At 58.5% G+C, this 17,291-nt stretch carries 15 protein-coding genes and 3 pseudogenes; 6 read left to right on the top strand and 12 right to left on the bottom strand.

What is annotated here, in order from left to right; all coding sequences use genetic code 11:
• Positions 1-261 precede the first annotated feature (261 nt).
• Positions 262-843: a hypothetical protein gene (locus BW41_RS19955; RefSeq protein ID WP_051583218.1), complete on the bottom strand. Its 582-nt coding sequence runs from the start codon at positions 841-843 to the stop codon at positions 262-264.
• A gap of 41 nt (positions 844-884) precedes the next feature.
• Positions 885-1,538, bottom strand: a pseudogene (locus BW41_RS19950) (AAA family ATPase); the annotation flags it as partial.
• A gap of 270 nt (positions 1,539-1,808) precedes the next feature.
• Between BW41_RS19950 and BW41_RS03180 the strand changes: the two are divergent.
• Positions 1,809-2,267 (top strand): annotated as a pseudogene (locus BW41_RS03180) (MucR family transcriptional regulator).
• A 35-nt stretch (positions 2,268-2,302) separates the two neighbouring features.
• Here the strand turns inward: BW41_RS03180 and BW41_RS03175 are convergent.
• Positions 2,303-2,869 carry a recombinase family protein gene (locus BW41_RS03175; protein WP_037531382.1) on the bottom strand — a complete coding sequence of 189 codons (567 nt, stop codon included), beginning with the start codon at positions 2,867-2,869 and terminating at the stop codon, positions 2,303-2,305.
• Positions 2,870-3,249: 380 nt separating this feature from the next.
• Between BW41_RS03175 and BW41_RS20825 the strand changes: the two genes are divergently transcribed.
• Positions 3,250-3,597, top strand: a complete 348-nt coding sequence (locus BW41_RS20825) for a hypothetical protein (protein ID WP_152542088.1) — start codon at positions 3,250-3,252, stop codon at positions 3,595-3,597.
• A 324-nt stretch (positions 3,598-3,921) separates the two neighbouring features.
• Here BW41_RS20825 and BW41_RS20820 read toward each other — a convergent pair whose 3' ends face one another.
• From BW41_RS20820 to BW41_RS03160, 3 genes are all read right to left on the bottom strand, one after another.
• The gene (locus BW41_RS20820; protein WP_152542086.1) at positions 3,922-4,395 is read right to left on the bottom strand and encodes a hypothetical protein; all 474 of its coding nucleotides are present in this window, start codon (positions 4,393-4,395) and stop codon (positions 3,922-3,924) included.
• Positions 4,396-4,403: 8 nt separating this feature from the next.
• Complete coding sequence (locus BW41_RS20815; RefSeq protein WP_161773110.1) at positions 4,404-7,706, bottom strand: RHS repeat domain-containing protein; 3,303 nt, start codon at positions 7,704-7,706, stop codon at positions 4,404-4,406.
• A 1,874-nt stretch (positions 7,707-9,580) separates the two neighbouring features.
• On the bottom strand, positions 9,581-10,285 hold the full coding sequence (locus tag BW41_RS03160) for a recombinase family protein (protein WP_051583215.1): 705 nt from the start codon (positions 10,283-10,285) through the stop codon (positions 9,581-9,583).
• Positions 10,286-10,527: 242 nt separating this feature from the next.
• Between BW41_RS03160 and BW41_RS03155 the strand changes: the two genes are divergently transcribed.
• From BW41_RS03155 to BW41_RS03145, 3 genes are all read left to right on the top strand, one after another.
• The gene (locus BW41_RS03155; RefSeq protein ID WP_037531511.1) at positions 10,528-10,776 is read left to right on the top strand and encodes an AbrB/MazE/SpoVT family DNA-binding domain-containing protein; all 249 of its coding nucleotides are present in this window, start codon (positions 10,528-10,530) and stop codon (positions 10,774-10,776) included.
• Complete coding sequence (locus BW41_RS03150) at positions 10,769-11,167, top strand: type II toxin-antitoxin system VapC family toxin (RefSeq protein WP_037531378.1); 399 nt, start codon at positions 10,769-10,771, stop codon at positions 11,165-11,167. Before BW41_RS03155 ends, BW41_RS03150 begins: the two co-directional genes overlap by 8 nt.
• Positions 11,168-11,600: 433 nt before the next feature.
• Complete coding sequence (locus tag BW41_RS03145; RefSeq protein WP_037531376.1) at positions 11,601-11,876, top strand: hypothetical protein; 276 nt, start codon at positions 11,601-11,603, stop codon at positions 11,874-11,876.
• Positions 11,877-12,428: 552 nt separating this feature from the next.
• Here the strand turns inward: BW41_RS03145 and BW41_RS20800 are convergent.
• Positions 12,429-12,782 (bottom strand): hypothetical protein, encoded by a 354-nt coding sequence (locus tag BW41_RS20800; protein ID WP_152542081.1) that lies wholly within the window; start codon positions 12,780-12,782, stop codon positions 12,429-12,431.
• Positions 12,779-13,495: a ParA family protein gene (locus tag BW41_RS03135; protein WP_051583214.1), complete on the bottom strand. Its 717-nt coding sequence runs from the start codon at positions 13,493-13,495 to the stop codon at positions 12,779-12,781. The genes BW41_RS20800 and BW41_RS03135 overlap by 4 nt, the downstream gene beginning before the upstream one ends.
• Before the next feature lie 1,316 nt (positions 13,496-14,811).
• Here BW41_RS03135 and BW41_RS20305 point away from each other — a divergent pair.
• Positions 14,812-15,048, top strand: coding sequence for a BrnA antitoxin family protein (locus BW41_RS20305; RefSeq protein ID WP_037531371.1), 237 nt, complete (start codon positions 14,812-14,814; stop codon positions 15,046-15,048).
• Here BW41_RS20305 and BW41_RS03125 read toward each other — a convergent pair whose 3' ends face one another.
• From BW41_RS03125 to BW41_RS03110, 4 genes and pseudogenes are all read right to left on the bottom strand, one after another.
• A complete protein-coding gene (locus tag BW41_RS03125) occupies positions 15,049-15,258 on the bottom strand; it encodes a hypothetical protein (RefSeq protein ID WP_037531370.1) in 210 nt (69 codons plus the stop codon). It abuts the gene before it with no gap.
• Between the two features lie 75 nt (positions 15,259-15,333).
• Entirely contained in the window at positions 15,334-16,014 is a 681-nt protein-coding gene (locus BW41_RS20300; RefSeq protein WP_235199486.1) for a single-stranded DNA-binding protein, read from the bottom strand.
• Positions 16,015-16,055: 41 nt separating this feature from the next.
• Positions 16,056-16,900: pseudogene (locus BW41_RS03115) on the bottom strand (DUF932 domain-containing protein).
• Between the two features lie 75 nt (positions 16,901-16,975).
• On the bottom strand, positions 16,976-17,291 hold a 316-nt coding region (locus tag BW41_RS03110), incomplete at its 5' end, for a hypothetical protein (protein WP_235199484.1).

Below are 17,291 nucleotides of genomic sequence, written 5' to 3'. Positions count from 1 at the left end.
GGCGGGGTCGCTAGCGGTTACATATGACGCGATACATGAATCGCAGTCCAGGCTTGGACTGTGGGCTGGGGTTGCGTTGTTCTTAATGTCAGTAACGTATGGGATCGTTGCAGCTTACAGCCAACAGCCCAGCCGCCCTTGAACTCCGCTGACGGCACAATGGGTCACAATCCGGCGACCCCGTCATCGAACGCCCACCCCATGCTCTAATCGAGCGCAGCGGCTTGGTTGCCGCTGCGCTGGGCGGTGGCCGCGTTGAGGCTATCGCGATCGTCGGTGTAGAGGAACGCGGTGTCGCGGGCGCGGGAGAGCGCGACGTAGAGGCTCTTGGCGTGGACGGTGCGGCGGAAGCTCTCCATGTGGGCGAGCACGGGTGGCGGTGGCCCCCTGGGCGGCGTGGACGGTCTGGACCCAACCGGGGCGGACGTAGCGGTGGGCGAGCCGGCGCACGTCGAGCGCCTGCTCGGTGCCGTCCGGCATGGCAACGGTGATGCCGGCATGGGCGGGATCGACCGCGAGGACGGTGGCGACCATGCTGTTGCGGCGGTCGGCGCGATAGTCGTTGCGGGTGAACTGCACGCGGTCGCCGGTGCGGAACTCGGCGTCCACCTCGGTGAACGCCTTGGCGAACGTCGCGCCCCAGGATGCGGGCTTCCAGTCGATCGCCTTGCCCTTGGGATCGGTGAGCTGCACCGTCCGGCCGTCGATCGCGGCGACAGTGTAGCCGGTGCCGGCGGCGACGCTGTGCTTGGGGACCCCCTTGCGGATCACGACGACATCGCCGGGGGTGTAGTTGAGCGCGCGCTTGCGCTCCTCGGTGCGCAGTTCGCGGGCCTCCAGCACGGTGGCGGCGATGGCTTCGCTGCCCAGTGTGCCGTCGCGGATCAGGCCGAGCCGGATCGTGCCGGGGAGGAGGGCGCGGCCTTCGCGGGTGGGATCGAGGACGATGGTGCCGGCGCGCTCGTTCGGGGGGTGAGCGCGAGAAAATCGCGCACGAGCATGGCGCGGCGGATGTCGGCTTCGGCGTGCTCGGTGATCGCACCTTTGTCGCGGCCCGCGCCGGCATCGAGATGGTCGAGCGCCTTGCCGATACGCCCGTCGATCAGCGCCTCGATCGCGGCGCGGGTGTGGGGGGTGGTCTGGCGGACGATCTCCTTGAGCGTGACCGTCGTCATGTCGGCGCGCTGGAGCTGCTCGAACACCTTGCCGGCCCCAACGCTACCGAGCTGCTGGCGGTCGCCGCTGAGGACGAGGCGGGCACCGGCATCGCGGGTACGCGCGAGCAGGTGCTGCGCGTCCCGGGCGGACAGCAGGCTCGCCTCGTCGACGATCCATGCCTCGGGGCCGTGGCGATCGGGGATGCCGTGGAGGAGCAGGCTCGCCACGGTCATGGGCTCGGCGTCGATCGACTTGCCCAGCGTCTCGGCGGCGGTGACGGTAGGAGCCAGCGCGCGCACGGTGATGCCCTGGTCGCGCGCCGCCGTGGCGTAGGTGCTGAGGGTGGTGCTGGTCTTACCGCTGCCGGCGGTGCCCTGGACGCCGGTGACGGCGACTCGCGTCTAGCAGTGCGACCGCGGTACAAAGCCTCGCTGAGGTTGAAGAGGCTATCATCACGCTCGATAATGAAGACCTGCTCGACCTTGCAGATATATTCCGCGCGAAACCCGCCATCGCGATCGCCAGAATGGCTGCGGCCGAGATGATCAAGCGAGGCATCAACCTTTAGCTATCCCTCAGCCAAGCGGTATTGATGCTGCCATCCGCACAAAGGCTCCCGGGTGCGGGAGCCCTGTAACGAGTGAGTGAGAATGTCCCTGTCTACCAACACCGTCGAGCTTGCCACCGAACTCACCATCGCGTGGTTGCGCAATTCCAATACCCGTACGCCCTCGGATGACGTTCCGGCTTTTCTGCGGTCGATGTAAGCAGCCGTGACGAAGCTTGGTGAGCCTGACGTAGAGGAGGATACAAGCTCGCCAGAGGTTACTCCGGCCGTGTCGGTGCGCAAGTCGCTCGCGTCCAGAGATCACATCATCTCAATGATCGACGGCAAGCCGTACCGTACGCTCCGCCACCACCTGGCGACCAATGGCCTGACCCCGGACGAGTATCGGCAGCGTTATGCCCTCAAATCCGATTACCCGATGGTTGCCCCGTCCTATTGCGAGAGCCGTAGCGTGATGGCCAAGACCATCGGCCTTGGTTGCAAGAGCAAGCGGTTAGACAATATGGATGCCCGACCCAACGAAGGCAAAGTAGAGGCGTGATCAAACCAGGCGGGTGCCCCGCGCCCGCCTAACCGCTACAGCTCGATCGGTGGCTGCACCTTTTCCCCAACGAAGCGGTAGACGGTGCCTTGAGAAATCCCAAGCTGGCGAGGGATCTCCGACGGTCTTACGCCTTCAGCGATGAGGGCTTGTACGGTATCGGGATTAATGCGCGCTTTGCCGCCCTTGTAGACGCCACGCGCCTTAGCCGCCTCGATCCCTTCCGCCTGCCGCTCGCGGCGAAGGTTGGTCTCGAACTCTGCAAAGACACCAAGCATGTCTAGGAAGACCTTCCCTGCAGCCGTAGCGGTGTCGATTGGCTGCTCAGTTGCCTTGAGCGTGATCCCCCTGCCCCTCAGCTCATGAACGATGTCCTGCAGGTCTTTCATCGATCGCGCCAACCGATCGATGCGCGTGACGACCAGCGTGTCGCCCTGCCGTAGGAAGTCGAGGAGCGTCTGCAGCTCGGTCCGCCCTCTCTGCTCCGATCCAGACTTCTTCTCCGATCTTATTGTCTGGCATCCGGCGTTGCGCAGAGCCGCTTCCTGGATGCTCACATCCTGATCGATGGTGGACACGCGTGCGTAGCCGAAAAGCGCCATATGAGCCTCAACTGTTCGGCCAGCTTCTTGACCCTCGCCGCGTTGTGTTCAATCTCACCGAGATGGACCCTGGTTGAACGGCAAAGCTGTTTACCCAGAGCGTACGATTACGGTATACTCTAAGAGACTGGTAGAGTCGGGCAGCGGTGATCGGAGGTGTCAGCGGGACCTTTACGGCGGTCTGTGAAAAGCGCCTCGCCATATCGTCACAATGATGGCGAGGCGCTACCGACTACCGTCGCAGCCAGTGCTTTGCCTATGTGTCTTGAGGCTGAGACGTTCAAGCAGGCAAGACCCTTGTGAGAACAGATCTTCAAAAGTCGTTGGAAGGATGGTCGAAGCCACCCGGTCAGCCCTGCGACTCGGCCTTCTAAATAACCGTGGATCGGTTCGATGGATTACCAGATCACCCGCTTGCTAATGTGCATCGTTGGGCTGGCAGCGAAACTTGGAAAGGGCAGCCGCTGACCCCCGTTCAGGATCATGCCCGCGAGATTATCGATATGTGCTTGGCGGAGCGCGTCGGGTCCGTGACGAGCGCGACACGCCGGTGTTTTAAGGCCTCGCACGCTGAAAGCTACGACTACGCCCTAGGCCTGACGGTGCTGATGCACGCGCAAGCCGACGCAGTGTTTCAGCGCCTTGGCGAGATTACCCTGACGACAGAAGCGTCGATCGCCGGTGCCACGGATCAACTGAACTGGCTCCATGCCCGTGGATTATGCTGAATGATAGGCCTTGTGTGTGTTTTTGTGGTTTGAGAAGGCCCCGGGCCACGCCCAGCCGATGCTTTATGTCGGTAAGGTGGGGGTTTACATTCGTCCGGCGCTGCTGCGAACACGTGTAGGGATTTAGGCTTAGCGACCAAGGGAAGGTCGACGCGGCGGAGTTGTGGGCGAAGACTTGAGGTGGTTCACGCATCTTCATCGATCCGCTATGGCCTGACCCGATGCCGATGCCCTTCGCGGATAGCATGATCCCAACGCATTCCAGCGTAGAGGATTAATTGATCCGCTCAATCATGCCCAAACCGGAGCGCATCGGCTAACCGATCATGATTTGTCAAGGCAATATTTGCCAGACCTTTGCATATAAGCATTTACTTTACCTGCCTTCGCGTCAGCATCGAATGTGACAGTAACTTTATAGCAACCCACCTGCCGCCTGACCATTTCGAATGAGACATACTCCACCTGAGAGGCAGAGACATGATAACGATGGGTGAGGTTTTTTAACCAAATATCACCAACGTTTTTTATATTTAGTTTTGCACTGCAGTTATCAAGTAGAAGTAGCTTTGGCTTATTCACGGCGAATACGGTCATCACAGCACGGCACGGTGAAATGCGATCAACCCGAATGTTTTTAAGTGCCCGAGTTATAAATACAGCTTTTTCGCCACATCGACCTTCAATTATATCGCCAAGCTCATCATCCGTTACATTGCGAACGATTTCACAATTGGAACGGGCTGAGGTTAAGCGGATTACACCCGCCTCAGTGGTAGTAGGTACGTCAATAAACATATCTCCTCCTATTTCGCAGATGCACCAGGCGGGCAATGGCCACCTGCTGGAACTTTAACCGTATACGGCACCGTTCGCTTTCCGAAAGCAAGGGCGCCTTCCTTCGTCGCAAACCGGTAAATATCAAAGCGTGTTCCGGGAGCGTTTCGAATATTTGCGTCGCCGTAGTCACTCACCGTGTATGGTGGCTTTGGTCCACCTGTGGCGCTGAGGACGTCGTCTAGACCCTCAGGTGAGATACGGATACTCGCTGCCGCGCCTTGGCGAAGCGCCCTACGGCCAAATCCAAATGTCTGTGCTCCTGCAATGGCGACGGTTCGATTAGCAGGCTTGACGCCCGGAGCAAAAGCGGAATCACCTGAAGCTTGAGGATAAGGACCCACTGCTGAAAACGTCGCCCTTCCCTTACATGTTAAGCCATCATCCTTAGATGCAGGATTAGATGCGCCAGATGAATTATCCTTCTCACGATCATTAGGCGCGAAACCCGGATTCAAGCCGCGTAAATCACCGGGGGAGAGACCAAAACCCCTACCATCATCAGTATATCCACAATTACCGGCTACGCAGGCCCATACAAGAAGCGTCCCGCTTGGATCGGTTGCGTTGATTGGATCGCTGCCGACGTAGTTATACCAGTTCGTGCCATCATCGTATCCAATGGGATCGGTCTGCATAAAACGGCCGAGCGTCGGCGAGTACATGCGCGCCTTATAATCGTACATGCCGAGCTCAGGCATCCAAGCTTGGCCGGTGTATTGGAAGCGGCCCTGATTGTTGGTGCCTGGAATGCCGTATTCGTCGTAGCTGTTGATAGCGATCGCGTTGCCGGCATCGTTGCTGACCGCCACCACGCTGTTACGCTCATCGGTATGGAGATAGCGCCGGTCACTCGTGCCGGCTCCCTCATACCAGACCAGCACCTCGTCCGGGTTGGGGCCGTAGACATAGCGGCGCTGAATGCTATCGCCAGACTCCTGCGCCAGTTGACCGTTCACCCAATCATATTTTATCCCCGGAGTCTGGGCCAATTGCCCTACAGGATTGCGATAGAACGACTGGCCGTTACCGTCGGAAACGAGATGATTGCGCGAGTTATATTGATATGTCGAACTACCTGAGCTTACCAGGTTGCCACGCTCGTCATAGCCGAAGCTTACGTCTCCGGCTTTAGTATATTGATTTAAAGCATTTACCGCATAGTCACGGCTTACATTGGTTGCGTCTTTCCACCCATAACTATCGTTGCTGCCCGAGCGTGTTGCGATCTGCCCGGCACCGTTATACGTAAAAGCATACGTCTGGTCCCAAGCACTACCCGCAAGGTCATGGCTAAGGGTAAGTAGTCGTGACATAGCATCATAATTATAGCTGGTCACCGTTCCATTGCCACGAGTGAGCGTTGTCCGGCGACCTAAATCATCATAGAGAAATTCGGCTAAAGCAAGGCTTCCGTTCTCGCGGATTACAGTCGTTTTACCAGCAGCGTCATATTCGTACGTAACAAAAAAACCATCGCCCCAGGTTTGTCGAATTAGATGGCCACCAGAGTCATACTGCAAAGCGGTACTCGATATATTGCTGTATTCACGAACTGGACGACCGAGCGCATCATACTCGGTATTGACTGACCAGCCGTTTTGATCAATTGCGGACAAAAGCCGGCCAAAATTATCGTATGTGTAGCTTACATCTGCCTCCGTAATGTTTGCGCCGGGATTATCATCGTAGACGCGTCGATTGAGAGCGTCATATTGGTAGGCAACGGTTTGCCCATCACGTAGCCGCCGGCTAGTAACGTTGCTGTTACTGTCATAGCCCAAAAGTTCATAAGTGCCGCCAGGATAGGTTGTCGTTAGCAGCCGATCAAACCCGTCATACGAGTAGCTGGTCACATTTCCATTTGCATCCGTTACTGCAGACGGCTTGCCATTTGCCGTAAACGATGTTGTAAACGTATCAGCCTGAGCCGTCGACCCATACGCCTCCGTCTTTTTAACCAAGCGGTCATTATCATCATAGGAGTATTTTATAATGCGATCTGGATCGCCTCCACCTATAAGGGTTGTTTGACTGTCCAGCCGCTGGTGATCATAACTGTATGATGTTGTCTCGCTTAGATCGCCTCCACTAAGTGTACTGACGACAGGTCTGTCAGCATTGTCATAGCTCGTTGACGTTTGCTGCTGAGCAGCAAATGCCGTCCATGATGTATCATCGGTGCCCGCGACAACACCGACTTCCGATCGTGTCACCCGCCCCCGAGAGTCATACGTGGTTCGAACCGCCGCCTGCTTCGCAGGCCCCGTCCCATCCGGATCGGGCGTTATTGAGCCAACCACCTCTCTGTCTGCGTTATACCTAAATACACTTGTATCCGCGGCTCCAGCGAGTGGCCCATCAATGCTGATGACGTTCCCAACATCATCGTAGCTCATTAAAACGTTAGATGCTAAAGATCCATCTCCCGCCTCGTTTGATATACTAGCCGGTAAACCATGTTCATTGTATGTAAATGAAGTTTTCGTCTGTTTTGCGGTACCGTCACACGACGCAGAATCTGCACACATCGATGAAGCCTGTAAAAACTGGACCCCGTTGATATAGGTGTACGTATTGACACGCGTGGGTCTATTTGTGTCCGATCCCACCAAAGGAGCTTGCACGGAAAGGACCGCCCCGGTCGAAGCATCATAGCTAATATCCGTTCGATTTCCGGCGGAGTCCTTTAGCCAGATAGGCTTGTTGCATGATGCTGATGAACTACAGTCTTCGGTAAAACCTGCAGATTCGATAATTTCCGGCAAGCCGGATGCCGGTTTTGCAAATCGTTTTACTTGGTATACATTGCCACGATTGTCATAATCATAGCTTATTGCATTCCCTTCTGGGAAGGTAACCTTCTTCAGTCTGCCAAGATCGTCATAATCGTAGCTCGTCTTATTGCCGTAAGCATCTACGATTTCAACAGGCAATTGGGAGGCCAACGAAAACCTATAGGTACTCTTATGATTTAGAGGGTCGGTTACGGTCGTTGTGCGGTAGTCATTTCCGTCTGAGTATGAATATGTCGTCGTACCCAGGGCGTCTTTAACCGTACTGACTTGCCCGTTGACATCATACGATAGCTCGATATCTGCCGCGGTGCTTTCAGGCTTGGCAATCCCAGTAATTCGCGAGGCGCTACCGAGATATTGAGTTTGCCTCCCAATGGCATCGGTTACGGTGTAACCAAAGTCGACCCCTGGAACAGCTACGTGACCAGTGGAGAGCTGCAGAGAGACAGCGCGCCCCGTCGCGACGTTCGTCAAATCGGCTTGCGTCTTGATAAACCAATTGAAACCACTAGTGGAAAACGGCCGGTCATCGTAGTAATGAAAAGCTATCTTATATCCGAGATTACTGGATACACTAGCTATTCTGCTATATATTCCATCTACGTCATAGGAATAAGTCAGTGTGTGCCCCGTTGGGTAATGTATATCCGTGGCGTATCCTTGATTCCCGTAGTAAGGGGATGGTTCAGTTATTGCGGCACTAAAATGTGCCACTAGTCCGTCACGCCCTGTAAATGTGTATATACCATCTGAGAAGGTAAGCGAACTACCATCCGCTTTTCTCGAGATGAATGTCCCATCATTGTACGAAAATGTAATAGATTTGCCATCTAGGACGACGGTCGTGATGCCGTTAGCGCTCTTGTCTATATAAGAGGTGACGTTATCGGCCCACCCCTGTCCGCCTGGGCTTAGGAAGAACAACAATGATAGCCCGGTGGGCGCCTGACCCATCGATATAGATGCTGTTGCAATTGATAGTTTGCCCGCAAAAAGGTCAACTCTGTTTTTGTCCACCGTCTGGCTTTCAGGGGGTGGGGCCGCTACTTGTGCAGTAGCTGGAAGAAAATGAGCCGAGCCTAGGGCCGTAGATATAGCAAGTGCCAGCCGAAAAAGGCGATATGGCCGACGGTTAGTGCAATCACCTTTGCTCATTTTATCCATCCCGAATCTATCATTTGATCCTAACTGCTAGCCGTGGTGATTCGCAAATAGATTACTACTTGTTGCACAAAATATAAGTTCTTAGATTGGTGAGCCATTTAGATGGTTAATATCAGCTTTTGCATGATTTATCTTGCCTAACTGTGCAATATCATCATCATATTGGCTGGAAACTCTGCTGGCGCTCTGCGCTTCGTTTCTTGGCTGGGGTAGGCGATGAAAGCTATATTGAACGCAACCTTGTTGATCGGCTTGAGTGTGGCACCAACATCCGCAATCGGTGAAACGATCTCTTATCAATATGATGGGATGGGCCGCTTGTCAGCCGTGGCAAGGAAGGGCGGACCGAGCGATGGGGTGACTAGCAACTATGCCTACGATTCCGCATCGAACCGGACCAGCGTGAAAATAGTGACCAATACTACCCAGACTAACACTACAGGTGGGCATGGCGTCAGCAGCGGACGGATTGGTCCAGGTCATGTCGAAGATGAATGCAGGAGGTACGATACTGACGGAAGATGTGTTTCATAGCGCGGAGATAACGCCTGCCATGAAACTTCAGGAGTTTGAGTAGAGAAACCCTTATAAGGCACCACGCCTCTCAGGGCGTTCGGACGAAACAGCATCGGCTTTGGCGATCTGGCGGCAGGCTTCCCGGCTATAATCCTGCAGGGCAGATTGTGAGCGGTCGTGCAACGATGCCTATGCATGGGTCGAAGACTGTCACTTCGATCGGGCGTATGGGGCTAGAGTCCGGACTCAATCACCTGATAAGCGGCTGACCGACAGTGATGTCGAGGCGCAGCGTAGAATGTATGGTTTTTGGGCAGGCTTCCTCGCTGGCTCCTGGTTGCCGAAGAAGGCGACATATCAGTCATAGGCGGTAATTTCGTCGTCGAGCCAGCAGTAAACGACGACTCCGAATTCCGGGCCACCTTGCTCAAGACCGTCATAGCGATCGGAACCTACAAGCATCAGGTATGGGCCGAACATTTCTTCGTCTTTGGCTATGATCTACCTTTACTTACCAACGCTCGCCATAGTCAGAGTGCGACTGCGGTAGCGACGGCCAGACCAGAGAGAAAGTTGGCAGCGAGCTTGTCGAAGCGGGACCGATTATTTAAATTCCGTGTATTGCAGACCACATCCGCGGCCGCCTCTCGATTAACTTGATGCATTCCTTACCCCGATGGCCCAGCAGATGCGGCGGCCTCATCTTCTTCGACCGTTGCGTCGATCGGTCGCGCTATCATCCTGGCACGGTGAAGCGCAGTGACGCGCTTGACTTGGGCGATGCTGCATCCGGCCAGTTCCGCCGTTCGCGCGATGCTCATGCCTGCCTCTCGCAGCCCGATGATGCGGCGGTGATGCGCCAGGTCGGGCTTGCGGCCGGTATACCGCCCGGCCCGTTTCGCGATCTCGATGCCCTCGCGCTGCCGCTCGCGCCGAGTTTCATAGTCATCGCGGGCGGTCTGCAAGGCCACGCGCAACAGCATGTCCTGCACCGCCTCAAGCACGATCCTCGCCACACCCGCGCTGTCGGCGACAAGATCGGACAGATCGACGATGCCGGGCACAGCGAGGCGTGCACCCTTCCCCCGGATCGTCGCGACGAGCAGCTCCGCCTCGGGCAGCGGCAATCGGCTGATCCGGTCGATCTTCTCGGCCACGACAACCTCACCTGGTTGCAGGTCCTCGACCATGCGCAGGAGCTCGGGTCGGTCTGACCGGGCGCCCGACGCTTTCTCGCGATAAACCGCCGCGACATAGAAGCCCGCCGCCCTCGCGCCAGCAACGATCGACTCCTGCCGCGCAAGATCCTGCTCGTCGGTGCTCACCCGCAGATATACCCGCGCGGCTTGAACGATCGTGTTCGGCTGTCCCATCATCGTTCCTCGGCTCGTATCGGTATACCTCACTTAGCCACAGTTCTCGTTGGTGGCTACAAAGATGCTTGAGCGATACTGCTTAGCCTAGCCAACCTATCGGTCCCTAAATGGCTAGAGCAGCCTTGGTGAACGCACGTGAGTCATAAATAGCGGCGATATGGACAAGGCGAATCTCTGTGCATTATGCAGTGTTAAGGTATGATAGGCCTTGTCTGGTAGCAGAAAAGGGAATGGTGCATATGGATGCACAGCGCGTAAAGATCGTGGATGGTGGAAAGCTGGTCATACCGGCATCGATGCGGCGCAACCTCGGCATCAGCACGGGTGACACCGTGCTTGTCGATGTGCATGATGGCGAGCTGAGAGTCCGATCGGTTTCAAGGGCTATCGAGCGAGCACGGGCCATTGTTCGTCGTTATGTACCTGAAGGGGATCAGTTGGCAGACGAGCTGATCGAGGACCGCCGCGCGGAGGCAGAGCGTGAGTAGCAAGGTTGTACTCGACGCCTCTGCCCTTCTCTGTCTCCTGAACGACGAAGCTGGTGCCGACCGGGTAATCGACGTTCTGGGTCACTGCGTCATCGGAACGGTGAACCTTGCGGAGGTCGTATCCAAACTGCGAGAACGGGGCCTGCCACAAAACGAGGTACGCGAAGTCCTGGGCGGTCTTCACCTCGATGTTCGCCCGCTCTCTCCTGTGCAGGCGCTCATCATCGGTGACATCCGCCCCATGACTAAGGCTTTGGGCTTGTCTTTGGGTGATCGAGCGTGCCTAGCCTTGGCGATCGATCTCGAGGCCGACGTGTACACGACGGATCGCGCCCTTGCAGGTGTCGATCTTGAGATCGCGATAGTGAATGTGCGGTCGCCGACGGAGTGACAAGGGACGGCTATTCAGCTCACCACCGTTATCAGCTTGTCGCTCACGCGACGTTGCAGCGACGATCGCCGCCTGAGGGAGTGGTGCGGCTTGTCCGCCGTTCCGGCTGATCGGTCTTGCTATGGGAGCTTTCGGAGGGCGATGTAGCGATATGACTCCCATACCTCTCTTCTCTCCATTATAGACAACCTTCCCCAAACCTCAAACAACGGTTTCCTTGCCAGAAACACGCTGATCGGAGAGTTGCTTGCGAGCGATTGGTTCGCACCTTTCAGCAGGCCGCACGTGCGGCAACGTGATGGCGTCACGTCCTTTTCCGCCAATCGCTCTACAATGGTATGGCGGTCGCAGCTGGGGCTGATCGACAGGTCTCCGGGATCGGTCATCAACCCCCGCCCCGGCCCATGTCTCGCCACTATAACGGAGTGATGCAATGGCCCGCCCATCGAAAGCCGACCAGCTGACCGCAATCAAGGCGCGTCGCGAAGCGCTCGCGGCGGAGCTGGCTGCGCTGGATGAGCGTGCGAAAGCCGCCGAGCTTGCCGCGCGCGATGCCGGTCGCCCCACCCTCCTCGCCGCGCTCGAACGGGTGAAGATTGCGGCGATCGACAAGGCCGACGCCAGGGCCATCGCCGCAGCCATTGCACGGCACGGCGGCAAGGCAGTCGCAGCGCACTTGGCATTGCTTGAGTCAGGCGTTGCGGCCTGACGCAGGCGCGTTCGCCACTGGTTTGCAGTCGAGCACCTCGAAGAGCCGCAGGCTATCTGCACGCTTCGGATGCGCGGAAACCATATCGCGCTGTATCCCTCCGCAGCGTACGCTATTCGGGTCGGCGTCTCGATCAAAGCCGGAAGCGATTAAGGGGATAGCGACGAAGAGGAGAAGCTAGGAGATCCAGCCTGTGTCAAGCGGCACGAGCGGTCTGCCGCGACCCCGGGGTCGCCCACTCGACGCTGATCGATACCTAGGCACGGATCGGTTGGACAGCTCCCGCAAAGGCGTGACACCAAGTGCCGCGTCGTTCCGTTCCGACCGAGGTGCAACACGCCGACCTCCTCGCCTTGCCGAGGCGAAGCCGCGCTGATCCGGTGTTGGACGCTGAGCGCCGAAGACCTGCGTATCATCGTCAGTCGCCGGCGTCCGCATAGGGACTCGATTTGCGAGTTCAGCTATGCGAGCTGCTGGCACCTCCTGATCAGGATGGGTGTGGTGTATTGATGCGGACGGATGCGATCGCGGGCGGATGCTAGCGCGACGTTGTCACCGGGACTTGCGCTTTTCACCTTCGACCAAGTCGCGTAAATCCTCGATCGACTTCCAATAGGCCTGATGTCCCTGCGCGTCGGTATAGGCGATAAACCACTCGATCAGTTCCTCCGGGCCCTTTACAAAGACGGATGCGGTGGGCTGCGCAACGCGAGTTCGGCGGGTGACCCCCCTGCCCTGTCCCCGGTTTATGAAACCGACGGCTTCCGCTCGATCCATGGCTTCTCGCTCACGCATCGGATCATTCTCAACCGAGCCTTTTGGCATACCGCCCAAGTCGAGCTTTCTGGATGCCGGTGCATCTTCGGACGGCTTTCCATCTCCCTTGCCAAAACCGAAATTGGTCACTCTGGATACTCCTCACGTAAGGCACCCACGACAGATTGCGCGAGATCCGCTGCATTGATCACGGCATTCTGGACGCCGGAGGTGGCGGCGCCATCAAGTTCGGTGAGCAACAGCCCGAATTCGAATATGTCTCGATACGCGGCGCGCTCGACAAGCGACGCGCTGAGCAACGGCAGCTCGGCCGCGCTGATTGCTTCGACGATGCGCTTGGCCGTCTTCGTCGCTATCGCCGCGTTCGTTCGGCTACGAACCAGCCTGAACGGAATGCGGCGTTGCAGCGCCTCTTCCTCTTCCCGGACCGCTCTGACGGCCTGGGCCGCCAACTCGGCATCGATCGGAGACAGATTGAACGGGATGAGGACCATGTGCGATCGTGCCAGTGCGCGCGAAGTCATTCGAGAGGCGGACCCTTCCAGGTCGATGATCACAAAGTCATCGTCTTTGGACACGCGCTCGATCGTGGCAATCAGCTCGGATTCGGTAGGCCGCGGGATTACCCGATAAGGCAGCGCACGACCGGCTTCCTGCCTCTTGGTAGCCCACCGCTCGATGATCGCATTCGGATCCGCATCTATCACCGTGACGCTCGCTCCATTGGTTGAAAGGGTGTCTGCCAGGACAAGTGCAAGCGTCGTCTTGCCAGCCCCCCCTTTCGGATTTCCAATTGCAATCACCGCCACCTGTGCCTCCTGTCTGATACCGCGGATATCCATCGGATTTCCATAGGCTATCGATATTCTAGCCTTCCGGCCTCCGATCGATTGCCATTCGATGGGCTAGCTACTGCCTATCGCTAAATATGTCGATATCGCCTGGCTCGTAAATCGATATCCTTTCTATCTCCATATCCGAGCCTATGGATTTCCCCGCCTGTCGATCGGCGCTGGATCGCCATTCGATATGGATAGGATATCCTCAGTATATCTGACTTGGAGTGTCGCGGCAAATTGAGTACGCCAATGTTGGTACGGCTCGCGCGCCGGTGCCGGACTAGGGATTCGAGAAAGAGGATCCTGACAAGCAACGTCGGCGCGAGCCGACATGCCACCCCGCCGGCACCTACTCGACGTTCCGGAGGCGGCGTGTGGTCGTGTAAGCGATGCGAGGCTCACCGCGGATACGCAGAAAGCAGAGCGCGCTAACGCCGGATCGACGCACGCGAGCCAGCGGCAGAGACGCTGCGGACGACAAGACCGTGCCTGCTTTCCCCGCGCCGCACCCCGCCGAACGGAAAGGTGGGTTGTTCTTCGCGCAAGGACGCCTACCGTGAGCACGAGGCGCGATGCGCCGGCACGGCGCTAGAGGGCGTCGACATCCATCAGATCGATCGCCTGACATAGGTGAACGGCAGCCAACTGTACCGCGGCCGAGGGCGACTGATCGAGAATCCAGAGCGCTTCGATCATCATCTGCCGTGCTGCTCCAATAGATTGGCCGGCCACAGCATCAATTTCACATAACATGGCTCGCATATCCTTTATGCAATATACGATAGCTACCTTGATCTTCGTAACTTTGCGTTAACTAATGGTCAGGAATTCCCCTTGATTTCTGTCATAGAAAACGTTCAGGTCGGTAGTGTCTGTCATGGTAAGCGGCAGCGCTTTAACTCGCTTAATCGCCGACCGGCTGGGTGCACACTCGGCGATCGCTGCGTCAGCAATGTTAGGAATCATCACGGGCGCAGGCGCAGCCTTCCTTTCGTCCTCGCCACATGCGGAGCGAGACGAGGACGCCGACCTTCATGCCGCCCATTGCCTGCCATGTTTGCCGCTAGGAATAGGCCAGTGGCGTTTGCCGCCCACCGCCCCTTCGTCACGCCGCCTCGTCCCTCCGCTCGGCGTCGTCGTCATCATGATTGCCGTTGACGCTGGCGGGATCGGGGGGCGGGGGTATTGCGTGGTGTTCACGATGGATGGCGACGCCATAAGGATCATCAGCTTCTGCTGGGCACATGAGAAAAAGATGCGGCGCTATGGCGACGAGTAAGGGTCTGCCCCCTGCCGGCTATGACGACAATCCGGAGTGAATGGAGGAGACGACGGCGCGCGCGGCCACAGGGCGAGGTGTGCCGAGGGCAGCTGCGGCGGCACTGGTGCGGAACAGGGGCGGAAGGCCGGCGGGATCGATGAGGAAATCGGTGACGCTGCGCGTCGATCGGGACGTGCTGGCGCGGTGGCGCGCCTCGGGCGCGGGATGGCAGTCGCGGATGAACGAGGCGCTGCGCCGCGGCGCAGTGATGCGCCCCACGCACGCCTGCGTCTAATTACCCGCCAAGCTTTTCCGAGTTCGCTTTGTGGTGGTGCCATGGCGTCTCGACTTGCCCCATCTCGTGCACCATAGGTTGCAGTGAGAACGGAAGCGCCCAGATCAACGCATAGAGGCATGCGCGACGGAACGAGAAGAATATCGCCGTTATCGGGATGACGACAACGCCGGTAATGAACCATGTGAAGATGAAAACGACCGGGATCACAGCTCACCTCTATCTACATTATAGGCGTAAAATTACCCGTAGCGTCTATCTATATTGATATTTTGTATGACTCGTTTAATCATTCGCCACACCATCGTGATATTCTCCGCGACGGTGGCGAACGTCATAGACGGCATCGGCCAGCTCGGGCGACCACGGGCATCCGCGAAGATAGTCGCCGGTATAGCCTGCCGTATGAAAGGCGGCGATGAGTGCGGGGCTGGCGAGCGTCCGTTCGAGCAGCGCACGCACCGCGGCGGCCTGCTTCTCGATGAGCCGGCCATGCGTCTCGAGAGCGGCGGGATCGCGCTGATGCTCGAATTCATCCACGAGATAGCCGTAGCCGACGAGCGCGGCACTAAGCGCGGCAAGGCAGGGCTCATCATCATTGGCGGATCGTGCGGGCCGCGGCACGGCCTCGGCAGTTCGACCGAGACAGGCGAAGCGTGCGGCGATCAGTTCGACGGAAGGGATACGCCCGCCGTCGCGCTCGTAGCCGTTCTGCCGGACGCGTCCGGTGACATGGATGATGTCGCCCTTGATGAGCTGCGCGGCGCGCCGCACCAGGCGGCCGAACAGCGTGACGCGGTTCCAATGAGTGTCCTGCAGCCAGCCGGTGGCGCTCCTGCGGTGGTAGTCACTTGCGACATCGACGTGTGCGACCTTCTCGCGCACGTCGATGCGACCGACGCGACCGATGAGGCGAAATTCCGCAATGTTCTGCACGTAGCTCTCCCTTCGTTCGACCGGCCGCAACGGGATGCCGCGGCCGGCAGGGCCGCGGCACCGACACGCGCTCATGCCGCCTTGAGCTTCTTCATTCCCTCGGCGAGCGTCCAGAGGGCACGATTGACCGCGACATTCTGGTCGATGCCGCCGATCGGGCGGGTACGGCGCCGCGCGATCGTGCCGTCCTCGCGCCGGCGCGTGCCGAGCAGGCCGCCGCGGACGATGTTCTCCTGCGCGACGTTGAACGTCGCCCACAGGCTGGCGTCGACATCGGCCGCGCGGCGCGCCCTGAGCACCTGTTCGGGGGTGACGGGAGGCTCCTCCTCGCCGTAGCGCGCCACCAGTGCAGCCTCTGCGAACACGCGCTGTTCGTCGCGGGTGAGTTGCACCGCGGCCATCTCGCGCGAAGCGTCGACGAGCCGCGGGAAGTCGTTTGCGACGGTATAGACGCCCTCGATGATCTCGTCGCGGACGTCGCCCTTGTGGTGGACGCGGACCTCCTCGAACCGATCACCGGCGATGAGCGAGTTGGTGCAGACGAAGCGGATGATGCGGCGAACATCTGGTAGGAGGTGGTGCCATCGTGGCTGTTGACGATGACGACTTCGGGCGCCTCGCGCTCGCTGATATGATCGGGGCGACGCAGGCGAAGCATGTGCTTGGCATGGCCGGTCCGTGAGCCGTCGCGCGGCTGCGCCTGAACGGCGAAGAACGGATGCCAGCCCTCGGCGCGCAGGCCGCGGACGATGTCGATCGTCGGCACGTAGACGTAGCGGGCAGAGCGGCTGGCGTGGGCGTCCGCCGCGAAGATCGAGGGTACGACGCGCTGGAGCTGATCGTCGGAGAGGGGCTCGCGCGCGGTGATCTGGCGCGCGTTGCGGCGGAAGCTGGTGGCGAGATGGGCGTAGGACATGGCGGTGATCCTTGTCGGGCGCACGGCGTCGGCCGCATGCGCGCGGGTGGGTGGTTCCAGACGGCTTCGGGCGGATCAGGCGGCACGCGCGAGGTCGGTGAGGAGCAGCGCAATCATCTGCGCCTTGTCGAAACCCTCCTCGTGGTCGCGGACGGGATCTTCAAGCGCATCGAGGGCGAGCCACAGCATGAGGCGATGGCTAGCCGCGGAGGGGTGCTGGACAAGCGCACTGGCGATGGCAGCGGCCTGCTGGGAATAGCCGGACGCGGGCAGATCGTTGATCGGGTTCATGGTCTCTATTCCTTCCTTTTTCCTGTGAGCCGAAGGCGATGGCTGCACAGCCATCGGCTTCTGCCGAGTGGCGAACTGGGCCGGGGGAATGGGAAGGGCT

This window comes from Sphingomonas sp. RIT328, assembly GCF_000632225.1.
Classification (GTDB): domain Bacteria; phylum Pseudomonadota; class Alphaproteobacteria; order Sphingomonadales; family Sphingomonadaceae; genus Sphingomonas; species Sphingomonas kyungheensis.
The sequence above is the reverse complement of the archived record's forward strand: the minus strand, read 5'-3'. Positions and strand labels throughout refer to the sequence as shown.